Genomic DNA, 20,567 nt, shown 5'->3' on the forward strand with positions numbered 1-20,567 from the left:
CATGTGAGAGTAGGGAACTGCCAGGCATCAACTAAGTGGAAAGCCCCATGCGACAGCATGGGGCTTTTTGCGTTGTGGCCGGTTGAATCCATTGATATGGGTGTAAACAAAAGCCTGCTCTCTGGCAGGCTTTTGCAAAACATCGTGGTATTCGATTAGTGAAGAATTTGCGCCAGGAATGTTTGGGTACGTTCAGAGCGCGGTGTAGAGAAGAAGATGTCCGGTGGTGCCTGCTCGACGATTTCCCCTTGATCCATAAAGATCACCCGGTCGGCCACGGTTTTTGCAAAGCCCATCTCATGAGTGACACATAGCATGGTCATTCCGTCCTGAGCAAGTCCAAGCATGGTATCCAGCACTTCTTTAACCATTTCAGGGTCTAAAGCTGAGGTAGGTTCATCGAACAGCATGATTTTAGGTTTCATACACAGCGAGCGGGCAATAGCGACACGTTGCTGCTGTCCCCCGGATAACTGGCCTGGGAATTTGTGTGCGTGGGCTGCAATGCGTACACGTTCCAGATAATGCATAGCCAGTTCTTCTGCCTCCTTTTTCGGCGTGTGGCGTACCCAGCAAGGGGCCAACGTGCAGTTCTGCAATACAGTCAAATGCGGGAACAGGTTGAAGTGCTGAAATACCATGCCCACCTCTGTTCTGATTTTTTCAATATTCCGCAAATCACCGTTTAATTCCACACCATCTACGACAATACGTCCCTGCTGATGTTCTTCAAGGTGGTTGATACAGCGAATAGTCGTGGATTTGCCTGAGCCAGATGGACCGCAAAGTACAATCCGTTCTCCCTGTTTGACCTGTAGATTGATATCTTTCAGTACGTGGAATTGCCCATACCACTTATTCACATTCTCCAGTGTGATCATGTGATCGGCTGATTGCGTTAAAGAATTCTGATTCATGGATGGCCTCAGTGCGACTTATGTCCGGTGTTAAAACGATTTTCCAGATGTTGGCTATAGCGCGACATGCTGAAACAAAAGACCCAATAGATCATGGCGGCAAAAACATAGCCTTCGGTCGACATACCAAGCCAGGTTGGATCGACAGTTGCCTGTTGAATACTGCTGAAGAGATCGAATAAACCAATGATGATCACCAGACTGGTATCCTTAAACAGCGAGATAATGGTATTCACCAATCCCGGTATCACCATTTTCAGCGCTTGTGGCAGGATAACCAGCCCTTGCATGCGCCAATAACCCAATCCCAGCGACTCTGCTGCTTCATACTGGCCTTTCGGTAATGCTTGCAAGCCACCGCGGACGACCTCGGCGACATAAGCAGACTGGAAAAGAATGACCCCCACCAGTGCTCTCAGTAGCTTGTCGATACTGGTTCCCTCTGTTAAAAACAGCGGCAGCATGACAGAGGACATGAATAGCACGGTAATTAATGGAACGCCGCGCCAGAACTCAATGAAAATGATGGAAAGCATACGAACGACGGGGAGTTTGGAACGACGCCCCAGCGCCAGCAGAATACCAAGTGGTAAGGCGCCAGCGATGCCGACCGCCGCAATAATCAAGGTTAGCGTTAAGCCTCCCCATTGACGGGTTTCCACACGAGGGAGGCTTGCAAACCCACCATAGAGCAGCCACCAGGCCACCAGCGGGTAAGCTACGGCCCAGATCGCAATGTAGCGTCCACGATGAGGGATTTGACGTAAAAACATTGGCAGGATGCTGAGCAAGCCGATGACCAGTGCAAAGTTAATGCGCCAGATCTCTTCTGTCGGATATAGCCCATACATGAAGTGACCGAACCTGGCACGGATAAACACCCAACATGCGCCATCCCTGGTGCAGTCGTTGCGGGTTGTTCCAATCCAGTTAGCCTGAAATATCGCCCAGTCTAATAATGGCGGAATGGTAATCCACAATAACCACAGGCAAAGCAGGGTGAGCAGACTATTGGTGATGTTGGAAAAAAGATTTTGTCGAGCCCAGTGAATTGCTTTGAAAAGAGGGGCCTGACGGTTCTGTATCGGTTGAATCATCGTCATGAGTCCTCTTAACGCTCAATGAGCGCAATCTTGCGGTTATATATGTTCATCAACAAGGATATCAGCAGGCTGATGATGAGATAGACCGACATCGTAATGGCGATAGTTTCGATGGCCTGACCGGTTTGGTTCAGTACAGAGCCGGCGAACAGTGAAACGATGTCTGGATAACCGATAGCGGCGGCCAATGAAGAGTTCTTGACGATATTAAGATACTGACTGGTCAACGGAGGAATAATCACACGCAGTGCCTGAGGCAGGATAACTTTGCGCAGGGTGATGGAATTGGGCAATCCCAGAGAGCGTGCCGCCTCATGTTGACCGTGCGAAACGGACTGAATTCCTGAGCGAATGATTTCCGCAATAAAGGAGGACGTGTAAACCGAGAGCGCCAGTGTCAGCGCCGCCAGTTCAGGAATTAATACCATCCCGCCGCGGAAGTTAAATCCTTTTAGTTCAGGCACAGCCCAATGTACCGCCCGTCCAAAAATCAGATGACTCAAAACGAGCAGTACGGCCAATACGCCCAAAACGATGGGCCATGTCTTGCGTTGCTGTCCCGTGAGCGTGTGGTAACGTTTATTGGCACGAAAGACAACAAACGCGGTAATGAGCGCAATCATAATAGACAGGAAAAAGGCTAGCGCTCCCGGCCCTGCTTCTGGAGAAGGCAAATAAAAGCCGCGGTTGCTGAGAAAGGCGATATCAAAGGCATTAATGGATTGCCGTGGCCCTGGTAAATTACGCAGTACGGCAAAATACCAGAAGAAAATCTGCAATAACGGCGGAATATTACGGAAAATTTCGATATAGATAGTGGAGATTTTCCGCAGCAGCCAGTTATCCGATAAGCGAGCCAGTCCAATAATAAAACCAAGGAAAGAGGCGAAGACAATACACAAAGCTGACACCAGCAAGGTATTGAATAATCCGACTAGAAAAACGCGCGCGAAGGTATCGCCCTGTTGATAATCAATCAGATGTTGGACAATCCCAAAGCCTGCCGTGTTGTTTAAAAAGGCGAATCCAGATGTGATCCCCCTCTGAGCCAGATTGGTAACGGTATTGTGTAATAGATAACCAGCGATAGCTAATACGGCGATAACAACGATGATTTGATACAGCCAGGCGCGCACCGCTGGATTAGTTAGTGATAAATCACTTTTCACGGTTGGGCGTTGTAGCATGTTGAAGCCTCAATAACGGGGATACAGAAGGGGCAGTGTTGTGACTGCCCCCGGTTTCTGCAAGTAATTAGCGTACAGCAGGTGCGTACTGGATCCCGCCTTTATTCCACAATTCGTTCAGACCGCGTTTGATTTTTAGTTCGCTGCCCATACCGACATTGCGTTCGAAGATTTCACCGTAGTTACCCACTTGTTTGATGATTTTGAAAGCCCAATCGGTTGGTAATTTGAGATCTTTACCGTAGTTGCCTTCATGACCAAGCAGGTGAGACATATCAGGTGTTGTCGGTTTAGCTGCCAGTTGATCGACGTTCTGGGACGTTACGCCCATTTCTTCGGCATTCAACATCGCAAACAGCGTCCAGCGAACGATGGAGAACCATTCTTCATCGCCGCGACGAACCACAGGGCCAAGAGGTTCTTTGGAGATCACTTCAGGCAGCACCACAAATTCGCCTGGATTGCTCAGCTTGATACGCAACGCGTACAACTGAGATTGGTCAGAAGCCAGCGTATCGCAGCGACCGGATTCCAGCGCCTTGGCGCTTTCGTCAGAACGATCGAATGTCACCGGGGTATATTGCATTTTGTTGGTTTTGAAATAGTCAGCGACATTCAGTTCAGTGTCGGTGCCTGCCTGAATACAAACGGTAGCGCCATCCAGTTCTTTCGCGCTGGTTAACCCGGCTTTATTGTGGGTTAGGAAGCCGATGCCGTCATAATAGGTTACGCCAGTGAACAGCATGCCCATGCCGCTATCGCGCGATGAGGTCCAGGTGGTGTTACGAGATAAAATATCTACTTCACCAGATTGCAAGGCGGTCAAACGCTCTTTCGCGGTCAGCGGAGTAAATTTTACTTTATTCGCATCGCCAAACACGGCCGCCGCCACACCGCGGCATACATCAACATCAATACCAGCGAATTTGCCACTGGCGTCTGCATAGGAAAAGCCGGGTAAGCCGTCGCTGATACCACATTGTATGAAACCTTTTTTCTGAATCGCATCCAGCGTTGCGCCAGCATGAGCCTGATTGATGGCGGCAAACATTGATGCGCCGGCAACCAGAGTAGAAATAATCATTCTTTTCATAATCATCCTAGTGGCTAAATAGTTATATGCTGTTGTGTCGCGGCGCACCAGACTAGGTGCACCAATTCTGTCATTCGGCTTCTTGCCGCGGCAAGAGTTAAGCAAACAGGATGCCAATTATTTATCTATATGATAATCAATATAAATATTGAAGTTGACCCGGCTTTTGTGGCAATTTCCAGGAAACATCGATGCACCAAAATAAAGGGAGGGTAGTCACCATGCCCTGCTTTGGTGCGTCAAAAGTAACAGTTTGGGAACAATTGATTCACAGCTGGTAATGTAAGGCGATGCGCCAGCCAAACTATCAGCGCAGACTGGCGAACGAAAAATTAATGTACAAGATGACGTTGGTAATACTTCTCCAACTTTACCTGTAACTGACTGAGTACCGTGCTGAACATCAGATAAATCAAGGCGGCTTCAATATAGAGGATCAGCGGTTCATAGGTGACGGAAACAATTCGCTGCGCAGACAGGAACATTTCAGGCACGGTAATGACGGCGGCCAATGACGTGTCTTTAATCAACGAGATAAACGTATTGGATAACGGCGGCAATGAGACAAAAATGGATTGTGGAAAGATAATCCAGCGAACTGCCTGCCTGCCATTCATTCCAAGCGAGTAAGCCGCGCTCCATTGACCTTTGGGAACGGACAGGATGGCGCCCCGGACAATTTCCGAACTGTAAGCGCCGACGCTAATGGTAAAGCCGATTAATGCGGCGGGAAATGCATCAAGTGTGATACCGGCGCTGGGAAGCCCGTAAAAGATGAGAAAAAGCTGTACCAGCAATGGTGTCCCACGAATAACCCAAACGTAGAAATCACCCAGCCATTTGAGTGGCTTTGGACCATAGAGACGGATTAGCGCAACGATCACGCCAACGGCCAATCCGAATATAAAGGAAAGAATGGCGAGGGGAACCGTGAATTTCAGTCCGGCGGACAGCAGACTCCAAAAGGAGTCTGCCATAAGTTGTAGCCAAGGCGGCATGAAAAATAACTCCGATAACAGTGCAATTATTGAGATACATCCTGACCGAAGTATCGCACAGATATCGTTTTATAGGTGCCATCCGCTTTAATTTCATCGAGCGCTTTATTCAACGCATCTGCCAGTTGTGTCTGATTTTTGCGGATCAAAATCGCGGAAGGTTCACCGTCGGGTGAGGTGGCGATGATTTTTACATTGGCATCAGGCTTATGCTTTTTGAAGTCAAGGAATGATAGGTTATCGTTCAGTGTGGCATCAGCACGTCCGCTGAGCACCAGATCCAGTGATTGGTTAAAGCCATCGGTTGGCACGATATCTGCGCCATAGCGGGTTGCCAGTTTCGAATAGTTGCTGGTCAGACTTTGGGCGGCTTTCTTGCCTTTCAGATCATCGAAGTCTTTGATGGCGGTGTTATCGCCACGGATAATCAGCACGGCTTTGGAATCGATATACGGTTTAGAGAAGTCGTATTTGGCCTGACGCTCTTTGGTCACGCCGACCTGATTAATCACTGCGTCGTAGCGTTTGGCGTCGATACCGGCAATCAGACCATCCCAGCGCCCCTCAATAAACTGTGCTTTGACTCCCAGTTTTTCAGCGACGGCTCGGCCAATTTCCACATCAAAACCAACCAACTCACCGGATTTTTCATGATAGGTATAAGGCGCATAGGTGCCTTCTGTTCCGAATTTAATCACTCCGGCGGATTTGATTGCGCTGAGGTCATCCTGTGCCTGAGCGAATAAACTGGTTGCGAGCAATGCGCCAGTCAGTAAAGCAAAACCGATTTTCTTCATATATATCCTCTGCACCCTCATCAGGACAGCATTTCGCTATCGTTGGCATGAAACGCGGCAAATTTACGTTATGTCATATTGTTTTACTAATCATATAAGGCAATGGTTTATATCAACAATGAATATAGTTTTCATCTGCTGTTTTGACCATGCCCGGCGGCGGGTATTTGGCTATAACGCATGCCGCTTAAACTGAAACATAATTACAGTTATAAAAACTCACAGTGATATCGGATGGCCGTAATCTGCTTTCATCATCATAGGGGCGTCATTTACTTTTTTTTAAAGTTTCAGGTATTGATGACATAAAAAAAGCGTTAATGATTTCTCATTAACGCCTTTAAAAACAACAGGTTATGAATTTTGATTAATTCATGCCGTATTTTTTCAATTTCTTACGCAGAGTCCCGCGGTTGATACCCATCATCAGGGCCGCACGGGTTTGGTTGCCGCGGGTGTATTGCATCACCATGTCCAACAGTGGCTGTTCAACTTCAGCCAGTACCAGCTCATACAGGTCATTAACATCCTGACCGTTCAATTGAGCAAAATAGTTCTTCAGTGCCTGTTTAACCGAGTCGCGCAGGGGCTTTTGGGTCACCTGAGCTTGAGAGTTTACGGTGGAAACGGTCAGTACATCAGAATTCACGCGTTGTTCGAACATAGTTCTGTCAGCTCTTTTTCTGTTTACGCAAGATTTTCAAAATATGCCTCCAACGCCTCCAGCTGTTTGCTGGCATCCTCAATGGCGTTGAATGTGCGCCTAAACTGGTCGTTTGGGGCATGCTCCTGGAGATACCAGGATACGTGCTTACGAGCGATACGGAATCCCTTGCCTGGACCATAAAAGTCGTGCAATTCCCGTATGTGTTCGATCAACAAGCGCTTAACCTCAGCCAAAGGCATTGGTGTCAGCAACTCCCCTGTGTCCAGATAATGCTGGATTTCCCGAAAGATCCAGGGTCTTCCCTGAGCGGCTCGTCCTATCATCAGGGCATCAGCCCCAGTATAGTCAAGAACCGCTCTGGCTTTATGCGGGGAAGTCACGTCGCCATTCGCAATAATGGGAATGGAAACGGCCTGCTTAACTGTCCGAATGCTGTCGTATTCCGCCGAACCATTGAACAGACATGCACGAGTGCGTCCATGAATGGTCAGGGCCTGGATACCACAATCTTCAGCCAATCTGGCAATCTCTACACAGTTACGGTGCTCTGGCGCCCAGCCGGTACGGATTTTCAGCGTCACCGGTACGTCTACCGCTTTCACTACCGCGAAGAGGATTTGCTTAACCAAATCCGGGTACTGCAATAATGCAGATCCTGCCATCTTGCGGTTCACCTTCTTTGCCGGACAACCCATATTGATGTCGATGATCTGTGCGCCGGAATCAGCATTGATTCTGGCAGCCGCCGCCATTTCATCGGGATCACAACCGGCAATTTGCACGGCTCTGATCCCGGGTTCATCGCTATGTACCATGCGCAGACGCGACTTATCTGAACGCCACACTTCCGGGTTGGAAGAGAGCATTTCCGATACTGTCATTCCAGCGCCCATCGCATGACAGAGTGCTCTGAATGGGCGATCGCTAATACCAGCCATCGGGGCTGCTATCAGGCGATTGGTAAGCTGAAATTGTCCAATGCGCATAGACAAAGAGTGACCATACTGTGTCTGCAAGGGCGCGTATATTACGCATTTTTCACGTCAGATGAAAGGCCAAACTTTGACCAATTTGCCGCTATCGAGCAATGAAAATGTCGTTCGTGATGCCATATGAAAATATTATTCATATTTAACAAAGAGTTGAGTTTTTACGCGTTTTTTTTGCTCAAAAAAATAATCCTTCGGCAACCAAATTTTACCGGTCGCTGGCATTATCCACTATAACGCGGAGTATAGTGGATGTTTGGTCTGCATGATTATTTACGTTGTCCGGTGATACGACACCATTCTTCACGTTCTGCAACCGGATCGAGTGCGAATTTATCGGTATAGGCTTCCGCCACGCCCGCGGCCTGCGTCGCCAATATCCCGGATAGGCCAAGATAGCCGCCGGATTTAGGCAGATCGCTGATAAGCGGCGCCAGCTCACGCAGCGGGCCAGCAAGAATATTGGCGACCACGACATCTGCTGAGAGGTCAGCCGGCTGTTTTTCCGGCAGATAGAGCTCAAGACGGTCAGCGACATTATTCCTTTGCGCGTTATCGCGGCTTGCCTGAATCGCCTGCGGGTCGATATCAATGCCGATCGCGCGGGCCGCTCCCAGTTTCAGCGCGGCGATTGCCAGAATGCCGGAGCCGCAACCAAAATCGATGACGGTTTTGCCCGCCAAATCCAGGCTGTCCAGCCATTGCAGACATAGTGCGGTTGTCGGATGGGTGCCGGTGCCAAACGCCAGGCCGGGGTCGAGCATGACGTTGACGGCGGTCGGATCGGGGATGTCGCGCCAGCTTGGACAAATCCACAGGCGCTCGCCAAAACGCATTGGGTGGAAGTTATCCATCCATTCGCGCTCCCAATCTTTATCCTCCAATTGTTCGATTTTGTGCTTAAATCCGGCGCCCAGCAGCCGTTGTTGCTCCAGCGCCGCGATGACGGCGGCCATCTCGGTTTCCGCGTCATATAAGCCGATGACGTCGGTATCGCCCCATAAGCGGGTTTCGCCGGGCAGTGGCTCAAACACTGGCGTATCGTGAGTATCCTGAAATGTAACGGATACCGCGCCGCACGCGATCAGCGCGTCGCCCAAGTGCTCGGCATGACGACCGGAGGTATTGATTTTCAGTTGAATCCACGGCATAGCAGTCTCTAATACATTTAAAGTGAAGCGGAAGCAGCAACCGGTTGAGGGACTTGATGGCCAAACCGGTTACCAACAATAAACGCCATCAGGCTAAGTAGCAGCGATGGCACAATGGGGTGAAAACCGGCCAGTTGAAGATTAAAACTGGCCAGCAAGGTATAGCAAATAGCGCCGCTGAACATGGCGCTGAGCGCGCCCGCTGAATTGGCGCGCTCCCAATAAAGGCCAAGCACCAGCGGCCAGAGAAATACGGCTTCCAGACCGCCAAACGCCAGCAGATTGAGCCAGATAATCATTTCCGGCGGTCGCCAGGATGCGACAAGCACCAGTAACCCCAGCAACAGCGTTGTCATGCTGGACAGGCGCTTGATGTGCCGCTCATTGTGTATCTGCTGTGGCCGCACGCTGAGATAGAGATCTTTGATGATTGTGGCGGAGGCTTGTAGCAGATGCGCATTGATGTTGGACATGATAGCCGCCATCGGCGCCGCGAGAAAGATACCCGCCGCCAGAGGCGGTAAAACGTTGACCATCAGAGCGGGCAGCACCTGATCGGGGATGGTCAGGTTCGGCATTACCGCGCGGCCCAACGCGCCTGACAAGTGCATCCCCAGCATCAGAATACCTATCACGATGGTGCCGATAAGAATGCCGCGATGCAGCGCCTTGCTGTCGCGGTAAGAGATACAACGCACAGCCGTATTGGGCAGGCCGATAACCCCGAAGCAGACCAACACCCAGAACGATGCCATAAATGGCATGGACAGCATCTGGCCACTGCCTTGCGGCGTCACCAGCGCAGGATCGATCTGTTGCAGCTTATCCACAGCGCTGTGTAAGCCGCCTGCGGCGTGGATAACGCCCACCAGCAATATGACTGTGCCTAACAGCATGACGATGCCTTGCATGGCATCGTTCAATACGCTGGCCCGAAAGCCGCCAAAAGCGGTATACAGCGCGATAGTGACGCCAAAAATCAGCAGGCCGACATCGTAAGGGATATTGGCCGCGGTCTCCAACAGGCGTGCGCCGCCAATGAATTGTACCGCCATGGCGCCGATAAAGGCGACGAGCAGACTAAGGCTGGCGAACCATACCAGCAGGCGACTGCCGTAGCGGGCATAGAGCATGTCATTGAGCGTGATGGCGTTGTAACGTCTGGCCAGAATAGCGAACTTCTTTCCCAGAATGCCCAGCGACAACAGCATGGTGGGCACCTGAATCATGGAGAGCAATACCCAGCCCAGTCCATACTTGTAGGCCGCGCCCGGCCCGCCGATAAACGAACTGGCGCTGACATAGGTGCCGATCAGGGTCATCGCCAGTACAAAGCCGCCCATTGAGCGTCCGCCGAGGAAATACTCGTTGAGAAAGTTACCGGCCTGACGACGACGATAAGCGTATACCGACAGTCCGAACACCAGCAGCAGATAGCCCAGCAATGGCAAGAGCACTTCATTTTGCATCGTCATTCTCCAGAGAGATATCCTGGAAAATGAATCGCACCATCAGCCAGCACAATAGCGTGAAAATCAGCGGCAACAACAGGCAGGCCATTTCAAACCAGTGAGGAAGACCGGTAATGCCCTGTGAGTTATCGGGCAGATAAGCTGCCAGGATCCAGGCGAGCAGGTAAGCCAGCGTCAGGAAAAAAGCCCAGCGGGCTTCCCGGTGCGCCTGAATGAAACGTATATCCATTTTTTCCTCCACAGTAAGCCGGAGCAATGGTGTTGTATTGATTAAGATGAAAGTATTGGAATGACAAAGCAGGGAATTTTACGACATGTGAGCCAATTGCCTAGTAATAATTGTTTCTGGACGTCGTTCTATTTTTCAAACCGGACATACGGTTTGGGGAAACAGGACATTGATGATTGACCGCAGTGTCGGAGGTCGATAATTTTATTCGTAATATAAAAAAATACATATCGATTATTAACGCTACCGGAGCGTGTCAGATGATCTACATTCCAGAGGCTTTTCTTGACCAGCTTTCGCTGGAGGATATCCACTCCTGATGACTGGGCCGCGCACGTAGCCAGTTTGCGTAACGCCGCGCCACCGGCGGAGATACGTGTGGTGATGACACCCCAATTGTCACGTTATCCCGCGGCTTAATGAAAGAAGGCCAGCGTCAGGCTGGCCTTCCGGGTAGCAATGCGAAATTATTGCAAACCGAGTTTCTTCTCCAGGTAGTGGATGTTTGTGCCACCTTTCTGGAAGTTTTCATCGTTCATGATCTTCATTTGCAGATCAACGTTGGTTTTGATGCCATCAATAATCAGTTCAGCCAACGCGTTCTTCATGCGGGAAATCGCCACTTCACGGGTTTCACCGTAAGTAATCAACTTGCCGATCATGGAATCATAGTACGGCGGTACGGTATAACCGGCATAAATATGCGATTCCCAACGCACGCCGAAACCACCCGGCGCATGAAAGCGGGTAATTTTACCAGGGCTTGGCAGGAAGGTATTCGGGTCTTCAGCGTTGATGCGGCATTCTACCGCGTGACCACGAACCACCACATCTTCCTGTTTGATGGACAGCGGCTGACCTGCGGCAATACGCAATTGCTCCTTGATCAAATCCACGCCGGTAATCATTTCCGTGACCGGGTGTTCCACCTGAATACGGGTATTCATTTCAATGAAATAAAACTCGCCGTTTTCATACAGGAATTCAAACGTACCCGCGCCGCGATAATTGATATCGATACAGGCTTTGGCGCACCGGTCGCCGATAAAACGACGCAGTTCGTCAGTGATGCCTGGCGCTGGCGCTTCTTCCACCACTTTCTGGTGACGGCGCTGCATGGAACAGTCACGCTCAGCCAGATAAATCGCGTTGCCCTGACCATCCGCCAGTACCTGGATTTCCACGTGACGCGGGTTTTCCAGGTATTTTTCCATATAGACCATATCGTTGTTGAAAGCAGCTTTAGCTTCCGCACGGGTCATATTGATGGACTGTTCCAGTTCCTTATCGCTGCGCACCACGCGCATACCGCGACCGCCGCCGCCGCCAGACGCTTTGATAATCACCGGATAGCCAATACGCTTGGCAAACGCGCGGTTCTTATCCATATCGCCGTCTAACGGACCATCGGAACCGGGTACGCAAGGCACACCCGCTTTTTTCATGGCATTGATGGCGGAGACTTTATCACCCATCAGGCGAATGGTGTCAGCGCGCGGGCCGATGAAAATAAAGCCTGAACGTTCAACCTGTTCGGCGAAGTCGGCATTTTCTGACAGAAAACCGTAACCGGGGTGGATTGCCGCCGATCCGGTGATTTCCGCCGCAGAAATGATCGCCGGGATATTCAGGTAACTTTTCGTGGACGGCGGCGGGCCGATACACACCGTTTCGTCCGCCAGTAATACGTGTTTCAGATCGCGATCCGCGCTGGAGTGAACGGCAACCGTCTTGATGCCCAGTTCTTTGCAGGCGCGCAAAATGCGCAGCGCAATTTCTCCGCGGTTGGCGATAACGATTTTATCTAGCATGGTAAGCCTCGTTATTCGATGACAACCAGTGGCTCGTCAAATTCAACTGGTTGACCGTTGTCGACAAGGATCGCTTTAACCACGCCCGCTTTGTCGGCTTCGATTTGGTTCATCATTTTCATGGCTTCAACGATACAAAGCGTATCGCCAACATTCACTTGCTGGCCCACTTCGACAAACGCTTTAGCGTCAGGGCTTGGGGTGCGGTAGAACGTACCTACCATTGGGGAACGAACGATGTGACCACTGATCGCCGCCGGCGCCGTTGGCGCGGCATCTGCGGCAGGTGCCGGCGCGACAGCGGCAGCCAGAGCCGGTTGCTGTTGCATTGGCGCATAGGCCTGCTGCATCACAGGGTAACATGGCGCGGCCGGAGCACGACTGATACGTACTGATTCTTCACCTTCAGAAATTTCCAGTTCGGCGATGCCGGACTCTTCGACCAGTTCGATCAGCTTTTTGATTTTACGAATATCCATGGGTGTGGTTCCGTACTCTCTTGTTTAATTGGAAGTTGACAGGCGTTTTACCGCTGTCTGTAAAGCATAGTTATAACCCTCTGCCCCAAGTCCGCAAATCACGCCCACCGCAATATCCGACAGGTAAGAGTGATGACGGAAAGCTTCACGCGCATGCACGTTGGACAGATGAATTTCGATAAACGGGATGGCGACTGCCAGCAGAGCATCTCGCAGCGCGACGCTGGTATGAGTAAACGCCGCCGGATTAATCAATATAAAATCCGTGTTTCCTCTGGCTTGATGGATTCGATCGATCAAGACATGTTCCGCATTGGATTGCAGATGGGAAAAAACCACATTCAGCGCCTGCGCCTGGGTTTCCAGGTTGCTGACAATCTCGGCCAGCGTCGTCTTGCCGTACTTATCCGGCTCGCGGGCGCCCAGTAAATTGAGGTTTGGACCATTCAAAAGCAAAATGTGAAACTTTTCAGCCATTGTGCTGCTATCTCCCGCGATTCGCCCAGATTGCAAAATGGTGTCGCACAAAATAGCGCGAAGCTATTCGTTTGTCACCTTTCGCGTGTAAATTGTCCGACGCTGAAAAATCAAAGTCGTGCATTATAACGATATCGTAGCAATTAGCAGCTAAATACTGGTCTTATCTGCGGAGATATTCTGGCAGTCACCCATTATGTTCGGCGAAAAGGGCAAGGCTGCGACAGTAAGCAACAGCGTCATCGCACCTTCTGACGCCACCATTGGCGGAACTTTTTATAACGGAATGATAACAAAACCAGCGCGGCCAGCGCGTACAAAACCGGTTGTGGCGACAGAGTTTTGACTGACAGAAGATAGTGCATCGGCGCGAGAATGGCGATCAGATAGATAAAATTATGCAGTTTTTGCCAGTGGGCTCCCAACTTGCGTGTTATCACTTGTGGTGAGGTCAGCGCCAACGCCAACAGAATCAGCCAACTGATGATGCCGAGCATTAAATAGGGACGAGATATCAACTCCGTTCCCAGTAGCGCCAGATGGCTTACACCCAATTCCAATACGGAATAACTGACCAGATGCAAGGTGGCCCAGGCGAAGCACCACAGGCCGAGCATCCGCCGACAGCGAATCAGTAGCGGCTGCCGACTATAACGGGCCAGCGGGGTGACCAGCAGGGTGGCGAACAACAGTTTAAGCGCCATTCTGCCGGTAAAATGTTGGATATCCTTGGCCGGATCAGCGCTCAACCCGCCTTGCGTTACGGCCAGGATTAGCCAGACGAAGGGCAACAAAGCGGCCAGATGAAGGATGATTTTTAGCCATTTTATCTGCTGGTGCGTGAGTCGCATGCCGTGTTTCCTGATTAAAAGTTCTGCCGTAGATCCAGACCTCGATACAGTGATGCGACCTGGTCGGCATAGCCGTTGAATAGCTGCGTGGGCTGGCGCTGTACGTTGAGCAGACCACCGGCGCCGATGACGCGCTCCGTCGCCTGCGACCAGCGGGGATGATCCACCTGCGGGTTCACATTGGCGTAGAAACCATATTCATCCGGGGCGGCAAGGTTCCAGGTTGCAGGCGGGCGCTCACGAGTAAAGCTTATCCGCACGATGGATTTGATGTTTTTAAAACCATATTTCCATGGCGTCATCAACCTGATCGGCGCGCCGTTCTGCGGGGGAAGCGTTTTGCCGTACACGCCGATGACGAGGAGAGACAGCGGGTGCATGGCTTCATCCAGCCTTAAGCCTTCGACATAGGGATAGCTTAACCCGCCGCCGATAAAGCGATCTTTTTGTCCCGGCATTTGCTCCGGGTCGTTCAAGGTCTGAAACGCAATGTAACGCGCGTGGCCGGTGGGATTGGCAAACTTGATCAGTTTTGCCAGTTCAAAGCCAATCCACGGAACGACCATCGACCAGGCTTCCACGCAACGGAAACGGTAAATTCTCTCTTCCAGCGGGAAGCGTTTAAGCAGATCGTCGATATGCAGCGTGATGGGCTTGGCGACTTCTCCATCAATCTGGATTGTCCATCCTTCGGTTTTCAATGCTTGCGCATTGGCGGCGGGATCGGCTTTATCCAGCCCGAATTCATAGAAATTATTGTAACCCGTAACTTTATCTTCAGGCGTCAGTGGCAGATCAAGCCGCCACTGGGCGGGTTGCGTGAAGGATAACGGTTTTCCCGGCGCAGCTTTCGCACGATCATTGCCTGTGAGCCAGGCGAGCAGGTCAGCTTGCGCGGACAGAGGCAGCGATAACGATGCCGCGGTAATCCCCAGCGCTTTCAATACGCGTCGGCGACGATGAAAAACCGATTCCGGGGTAACATCGGCTTCGGTTAATTTGCGATTTTTAAGCATGGCGCACTCCCGCCCGTTATTGCTCTTGACTTATCACTATCGGGATAACGTGGCGTCTTTCATGTGGTTGTTTACTTATTTATAGATGAAGCCAGCGGGAAATACCGAGCAAACAAGTGAAAGACTTTTTTGTCGGGTGTAACCGTCACTCGTCATGGCACCACGGTATGCCGACGCAATATTTCGGCGAGTGAAGATTGCACCGGATAAAAAAGGTGTGTGATCATTTAGCGACTATATTTGTAACAGGTAGCATACCCGTCATCTTTCAAATTGCAGGAATGTTGGCATCATCTACCCGGAAATAGGACGCAGGGATGGGATTTACGACCAGATTCTCCATACTTATGACGCTACTGACGGCATTGGCGATTTTTCTGATGCTTGCCAGCAGTATCTTTAGCCTCTTCTATTACAGCCATCAGCGAACGTCGCAACAGTTGCGAGAAGTCGCTGCCAGCATCGATCAGGCGCTGTTGGTGCAATCGCCGGAGAATATCAAATTCTGGCTACCGGCTATGATGAAATCCGCCGGTATCGTCGTGCTAGAGGTGAGGAATGCCGATTCGGTCTTGTATTCGGCACGGTTGCCTGAGGCGGATGATGTTCATCGTTACATCTATTGTGATACCCAAATCGCCTTGATGCACCATCTGGACATGGTGGCGGCGGTTACCTACCTCAATCCCGTGCTTGGCATGCCGCATTTTCTCATGTCGACGCTGTCGGTGTTTCTGTCCATTGGCTTGATCGTGCTGGTGCTTTATCTGTCCATTTGCTGGTTGCGCCGTCAAACTGCCGGACAGGAGGAACTGGAAGAACGCGCCCGACGCATCCTCAATGGCGAGCGTGAGTCGGTGATGCACGGTTCCGTGCGGGAATGGCCGATCAATGCCAGCGGCGCGATCGATCAACTACTGTCTGATTTGACGGCGGCCCGCGAAGAGCGTAGCCGGGTCGATGCGTTGATCCGTGCATTTGCGGCGCAGGATGCGCAGACCGGCCTCAGCAATCGCCTGTTTTTTGACAATCAACTGACGACGCAGTTGGAGGATATCGAAGATGTCGGTACTCACGGTATCGTCATGATGATCCGCGTACCTGATTTTGAAACATTACAGGAAATGCACGGTTATCACGGTACGATTCAGGAATACCGCAATACGCTGGTGAATTTGTTATCGACTTTTGTCATGCGTTATCCCGGCGCATTGCTGGCGCGTTATTACAACAATGATTTTACCGTGTTGTTGCCGCACCGCACTCTGAAAGACGCGGACAGTATTGCCGCTCAGTTAGTCAAAGCCATTGATATTCTGCCAGTGACGCCGCTGATTGATCGTGAAGATATCCTGCATATCGGGATATGCGCTTATCGCAGCGGGCAAAGTTCGGAACAGGTGATGGAAAGTGTGGAAGACGCCACCCGCAACGCGGTGCTACAGGGCGGAAATGGTTGGTGCGTATTTGATCGCCAGGTGCCGGACAAAGGGCGGGGCAGCGTGAAATGGCGAACGTTGCTGGAACTGACGCTGGCCAGAGGTGGGCCGAGGCTATACCAGAAACCGGCGGTTACCAGGCATGGCGTTGTCCACCATCGTGAAATGATGAGTCGTATCTATGACGGCGCTCAGGAATTGCTGGCGGCGGAATATATGCCGTTGGTTCAGCAACTGGGTTTGACCGCCAGTTATGATCGACAACTTATTGTCCGCACTCTTGAGTTATCAGTCAGTTGGCCGGAGGAAACGCTGGCGATGCCGGTGAGCGTCGATTCACTTCTGCAAAAGCCGTTTATTCGCTGGTTGCAGGACACGTTGCTGCAATGCCCTAAGCAACAGCGGCAACGTATTTTATTTGAACTTGCTGAGGCGAATGTTTGTCAATATATCGGCCGTTTACGTCCGGCGCTGAATCTGGTGTTGGGGCTGGGCTGTCGTCTTGCGGTGACGCAGGCGGGGTTAACGCTGGTCAGTACGACGTATATCAAGTCATTGCCGGTGGAAATTATTAAGCTTCATCCGGGGTTGGTGCGTAGTCTTGAGCGTCGTCCGGAAAATCAATTATTCGTACAAAGTCTAACGGAAGCTTGTAAAGGCACGCAGACGATGGTTTTTGCGGCGGGCGTGCGCACCAAAGAAGAGTGGCAAACGTTATTGGAGAAGGGCGTTTATGGCGGACAAGGCGATTTTTTTGCCGCTTCGCGTTCGGTAGGCGATGAGTTGAAAAAATATTCACCTCGCTATCGTGTTTAGTGTAAACGTCCTGTTCAAATTGACGTAGAATGAGTCGGTTGTTGAATCGGTTAGTGTGTGCTTACGTTAGCGCAATCCGATTAAATGTTAGATTTTATGTCCTGTGTCAGTGCCATTCCGTCTGGTAGGACGTGATAAGTTGCCCCATTGCTTGAAAGGAAGGCGTTTCGTGCGGTATTCCTTTTTAAAGCCGATGTGTACGACACAGACTTTTTTCACCGAAGCAGAGCGTTTTCATGCCTTGTCGCTGCTTCGTGTGGTTGGTAAAGTAGGCGGATTTATTTTTCGCCCCCAGCTTGCAGGATTATCCTTTCGTTATGTTTAAGAAATTTCGTGGCATGTTTTCCAACGACTTGTCCATCGACCTGGGTACCGCCAATACCCTGATTTATGTTAAAGGGCAGGGCATCGTACTGAATGAACCTTCCGTGGTCGCTATTCGTCAGGATCGTGCCGGTTCGCCGAAAAGCGTCGCTGCTGTCGGCCATGACGCCAAACAGATGCTGGGCAGAACGCCTGGCAATATCGCCGCAATTCGTCCGATGAAGGACGGCGTGATTGCCGATTTCTTCGTGACTGAAAAAATGTTGCAACACTTTATCAAGCAAGTGCACAGCAATAGCTTTATGCGTCCCAGCCCGCGTGTGCTGGTGTGCGTGCCGGTGGGCGCCACGCAGGTGGAACGCCGTGCGATCCGTGAGTCCGCGCAAGGCGCTGGCGCGCGTGAGGTCTTTCTGATTGAAGAACCGATGGCCGCCGCGATTGGCGCGGGTCTGCCGGTTTCCGAGGCCACTGGTTCCATGGTGGTGGATATTGGCGGCGGTACGACGGAAGTCGCCGTGATTTCTCTCAACGGCGTGGTGTATTCCTCTTCCGTGCGTATTGGCGGCGACCGTTTCGATGAAGCGATTATCAACTATGTTCGTCGTAATTACGGTTCACTGATTGGCGAAGCCACGGCAGAACGCATCAAGCATGAGATTGGTTCGGCCTATCCGGGTGATGAAGTGCTTGAGATTGAGGTGCGCGGTCGTAACCTGGCGGAAGGCGTGCCGCGCGGCTTTAATTTGAATTCCAATGAGATTCTGGAAGCATTGCAGGAACCGTTGACGGGTATCGTGAGCGCGGTGATGGTGGCGTTGGAACAGTGTCCGCCGGAACTGGCTTCTGATATCTCCGAGCGCGGCATGGTGTTGACTGGCGGCGGCGCGTTGTTGCGTAATCTCGATCGGTTGCTGATGGAAGAAACGGGGATCCCGGTCGTGGTGGCTGAAGATCCGTTGACCTGCGTCGCGCGCGGCGGCGGTAAAGCGCTGGAAATGATCGACATGCATGGCGGCGATTTGTTCAGCGAAGAATAATCTGGTCAGGAAAGGGGGGCCGTATGGATGAACGTGTGCGTTTTTCATCCCGCGCGGTCGCCCTTTTTTTATGGCGGGCGCTCCCGGTCCACCGCTTGTGTGCCAACGCTTTGCAACGTTGAAAAACGCTCCCGGCGTTTATGACGGCAGGCTTTCCCTGTCCGCTGCCCTGCGGACCAACGCGTCGCGTTGTCAAAAATCGCGCCAGGCGATTTATTGCTGTCGAGGAATACACGAATTTTATGAAGCCGATTTTTAGCAGGGGACCTTCCTTGCAACTACGACTTTTTCTCGCTGTCATTACCGCGATTTCTGTGATTATTGCAGACAGTCGGCTTGGTACGTTCACGAAAATCAGAACATACATGGATACCGCGGTCAGTCCCTTTTATTTTCTGGCAAATGGCCCGCGCGAGATGCTGGACAACGTTTCGGCATCATTGGCGACCCGTGAACAACTGGGGATCGAAAATACCGCGCTGCGTCAGGAATTGCTGATGAAGAACAGCGACCTGCTGCTACTGGGGCAATTGAAACAGGAGAACGCCCGGTTGCGTGAATTGCTCGGATCGCCGCTGCGTCAGGACGAGCAGAAAATGGTGACGCAGGTGATTTCCGCCGGCACGGACCCTTATAGCGATCAGGTGGTGATCGATAAAGGTTTGATCAACGGCGTATACGAAGGCCAGCCCGTCATCAGTGATAAGGGCGTGGTGGGTCAGGTGGTCGCGGTCGGGCAGCTAACCAGCCGGGTTTTGCTGATTTGTGATGTTTCCCACGCGCTGCCTATTCAGGTGCTGCGCAACGATATCCGCGTGATTGCGGCAGGCAACGGTTGTACGGATGATCTGCAACTGGAACACTTACCCAACAACACGGATATCCGCGTCGGCGACGTCCTGGTCACCTCTGGTTTGGGCGGGCGTTTCCCTGAGGGTTATCCGGTCGCCGTGGTGTCCTCAGTGAAAGTGGATACTCAACGCGCTTATACCATCATTCAGGCGCGTCCGACGGCAGGCTTGCAGCGTTTGCGCTATCTATTACTCTTATGGGGCGTGGACAGAAATGCCAGCGCCGCGTTACCGCCGGGAGAGGTTCATCGCGTCGCCAATGAACGACTGATGCAGATGATGCCGCAGGTATTGCCTTCTCCCGATGAAATGGGGCCGTCGCTCCCGCCCCCGGTCAACGCGCCTGCGACGACACCGCCGGGAGACAGCCAATGAACCGCTACCGCAGGAATGGCAACTGGATTATCTGGCTCTCGTTTTTAATCGCTATGGTCTTGCAGATTATGCCGTGGCCGGAGGAGATCTATATTTATCGTCCCTCCTGGCTGACGCTCTTTCTAATCTACTGGGTGATGGCGTTGCCGCATCGGGTGAATGTCGGCACCGGGTTTGTACTCGGTATGATAATGGATCTGATTTTAGGATCGACGCTTGGCGTGCGTGCGCTGGCGCTCAGTATTGTGGCTTATCTGGTGGCATTTAAATTTCAGCTTTTCAGGAATATGGCATTATGGCAACAGGCGCTGATGGTCATGCTGCTGTCGCTGTTGATGGATTTGATTGTCTTCTGGGCCGAATTCCTGGTGATTAATGTCTCGTTCCGGCCTGAAACTTTCTGGAATAGCGTGGTCGATGGCGTACTGTGGCCGTGGTTGTTCCTGCTGATGCGTAAAATACGTCGTCAGTTTACCGTGCAATAAAGG

Annotated in this window: 20 protein-coding genes; 4 read left to right on the forward strand and 16 right to left on the reverse strand. The window is 51.4% G+C overall.

Translation table 11 applies throughout. The features are described 5' to 3' along the window. Positions 1-155: 155 nt before the first annotated feature. From NC856_RS12195 to msrP, 16 genes are all read right to left on the reverse strand, one after another. Entirely contained in the window at positions 156-917 is a 762-nt protein-coding gene (locus NC856_RS12195) for an amino acid ABC transporter ATP-binding protein (RefSeq protein WP_113865402.1), read from the reverse strand. Between the two features lie 8 nt (positions 918-925). Then, complete coding sequence (locus NC856_RS12200; protein WP_264090707.1) at positions 926-2,020, reverse strand: amino acid ABC transporter permease; 1,095 nt, start codon at positions 2,018-2,020, stop codon at positions 926-928. A gap of 8 nt (positions 2,021-2,028) precedes the next feature. Beyond that, positions 2,029-3,207, reverse strand: coding sequence for an amino acid ABC transporter permease (locus NC856_RS12205; RefSeq protein ID WP_264090708.1), 1,179 nt, complete (start codon positions 3,205-3,207; stop codon positions 2,029-2,031). 67 nt (positions 3,208-3,274) lie between these two features. After that, positions 3,275-4,300: an amino acid ABC transporter substrate-binding protein gene (locus tag NC856_RS12210; RefSeq protein WP_264090709.1), complete on the reverse strand. Its 1,026-nt coding sequence runs from the start codon at positions 4,298-4,300 to the stop codon at positions 3,275-3,277. Positions 4,301-4,632: 332 nt separating this feature from the next. Then, a complete protein-coding gene (locus tag NC856_RS12215; protein ID WP_113865398.1) occupies positions 4,633-5,298 on the reverse strand; it encodes an amino acid ABC transporter permease in 666 nt (221 codons plus the stop codon). A gap of 26 nt (positions 5,299-5,324) precedes the next feature. Continuing rightward, positions 5,325-6,095, reverse strand: coding sequence for an amino acid ABC transporter substrate-binding protein (locus NC856_RS12220; protein WP_264090710.1), 771 nt, complete (start codon positions 6,093-6,095; stop codon positions 5,325-5,327). A gap of 367 nt (positions 6,096-6,462) precedes the next feature. Continuing rightward, a complete protein-coding gene (gene fis / locus NC856_RS12225) occupies positions 6,463-6,759 on the reverse strand; it encodes a DNA-binding transcriptional regulator Fis (protein WP_012883002.1) in 297 nt (98 codons plus the stop codon). A gap of 23 nt (positions 6,760-6,782) precedes the next feature. Continuing rightward, positions 6,783-7,748: a tRNA dihydrouridine synthase DusB gene (dusB, locus tag NC856_RS12230; protein ID WP_264090711.1), complete on the reverse strand. Its 966-nt coding sequence runs from the start codon at positions 7,746-7,748 to the stop codon at positions 6,783-6,785. 272 nt (positions 7,749-8,020) lie between these two features. Next, complete coding sequence (prmA, locus tag NC856_RS12235; RefSeq protein WP_264090712.1) at positions 8,021-8,902, reverse strand: 50S ribosomal protein L11 methyltransferase; 882 nt, start codon at positions 8,900-8,902, stop codon at positions 8,021-8,023. Positions 8,903-8,919: 17 nt separating this feature from the next. Next, on the reverse strand, positions 8,920-10,371 hold the full coding sequence (panF, locus tag NC856_RS12240) for a sodium/pantothenate symporter (RefSeq protein WP_264090713.1): 1,452 nt from the start codon (positions 10,369-10,371) through the stop codon (positions 8,920-8,922). Continuing rightward, entirely contained in the window at positions 10,361-10,603 is a 243-nt protein-coding gene (locus NC856_RS12245; protein ID WP_264090714.1) for a YhdT family protein, read from the reverse strand. Before NC856_RS12245 ends, panF begins: the two co-directional genes overlap by 11 nt. 467 nt (positions 10,604-11,070) lie before the next feature. Beyond that, entirely contained in the window at positions 11,071-12,414 is a 1,344-nt protein-coding gene (accC, locus tag NC856_RS12250; RefSeq protein ID WP_264090715.1) for an acetyl-CoA carboxylase biotin carboxylase subunit, read from the reverse strand. Positions 12,415-12,425: 11 nt separating this feature from the next. Then, positions 12,426-12,893, reverse strand: a complete 468-nt coding sequence (accB, locus tag NC856_RS12255) for an acetyl-CoA carboxylase biotin carboxyl carrier protein (RefSeq protein WP_264090716.1) — start codon at positions 12,891-12,893, stop codon at positions 12,426-12,428. 24 nt (positions 12,894-12,917) lie between these two features. Then, a complete protein-coding gene (gene aroQ / locus NC856_RS12260; protein ID WP_264090717.1) occupies positions 12,918-13,370 on the reverse strand; it encodes a type II 3-dehydroquinate dehydratase in 453 nt (150 codons plus the stop codon). Between the two features lie 239 nt (positions 13,371-13,609). Beyond that, positions 13,610-14,221, reverse strand: coding sequence for a protein-methionine-sulfoxide reductase heme-binding subunit MsrQ (gene msrQ, locus NC856_RS12265; protein ID WP_264090718.1), 612 nt, complete (start codon positions 14,219-14,221; stop codon positions 13,610-13,612). Between the two features lie 14 nt (positions 14,222-14,235). Continuing rightward, positions 14,236-15,237 carry a protein-methionine-sulfoxide reductase catalytic subunit MsrP gene (msrP, locus tag NC856_RS12270; RefSeq protein WP_264090719.1) on the reverse strand — a complete coding sequence of 334 codons (1,002 nt, stop codon included), beginning with the start codon at positions 15,235-15,237 and terminating at the stop codon, positions 14,236-14,238. A 317-nt stretch (positions 15,238-15,554) separates the two neighbouring features. Here msrP and csrD point away from each other — a divergent pair, with 317 nt between their 5' ends. The 4 genes from csrD to mreD all read left to right on the forward strand — a co-directional run bounded on the left by csrD (position 15,555) and on the right by mreD (position 20,564). Further along, a complete protein-coding gene (csrD, locus tag NC856_RS12275; protein WP_264090720.1) occupies positions 15,555-17,492 on the forward strand; it encodes an RNase E specificity factor CsrD in 1,938 nt (645 codons plus the stop codon). Positions 17,493-17,809: 317 nt separating this feature from the next. Beyond that, positions 17,810-18,853, forward strand: a complete 1,044-nt coding sequence (gene mreB / locus NC856_RS12280) for a rod shape-determining protein MreB (protein WP_009114770.1) — start codon at positions 17,810-17,812, stop codon at positions 18,851-18,853. 242 nt (positions 18,854-19,095) lie between these two features. Further along, the gene (gene mreC / locus NC856_RS12285) at positions 19,096-20,079 is read left to right on the forward strand and encodes a rod shape-determining protein MreC (protein ID WP_264090721.1); all 984 of its coding nucleotides are present in this window, start codon (positions 19,096-19,098) and stop codon (positions 20,077-20,079) included. Beyond that, positions 20,076-20,564, forward strand: coding sequence for a rod shape-determining protein MreD (mreD, locus tag NC856_RS12290; protein ID WP_264090722.1), 489 nt, complete (start codon positions 20,076-20,078; stop codon positions 20,562-20,564). The genes mreC and mreD overlap by 4 nt, the downstream gene beginning before the upstream one ends. Positions 20,565-20,567: the final 3 nt, after the last annotated feature.

The sequence above is a fragment of the Brenneria izbisi genome, assembly GCF_025840185.1.
GTDB lineage: Bacteria > Pseudomonadota > Gammaproteobacteria > Enterobacterales > Enterobacteriaceae > Brenneria > Brenneria izbisi.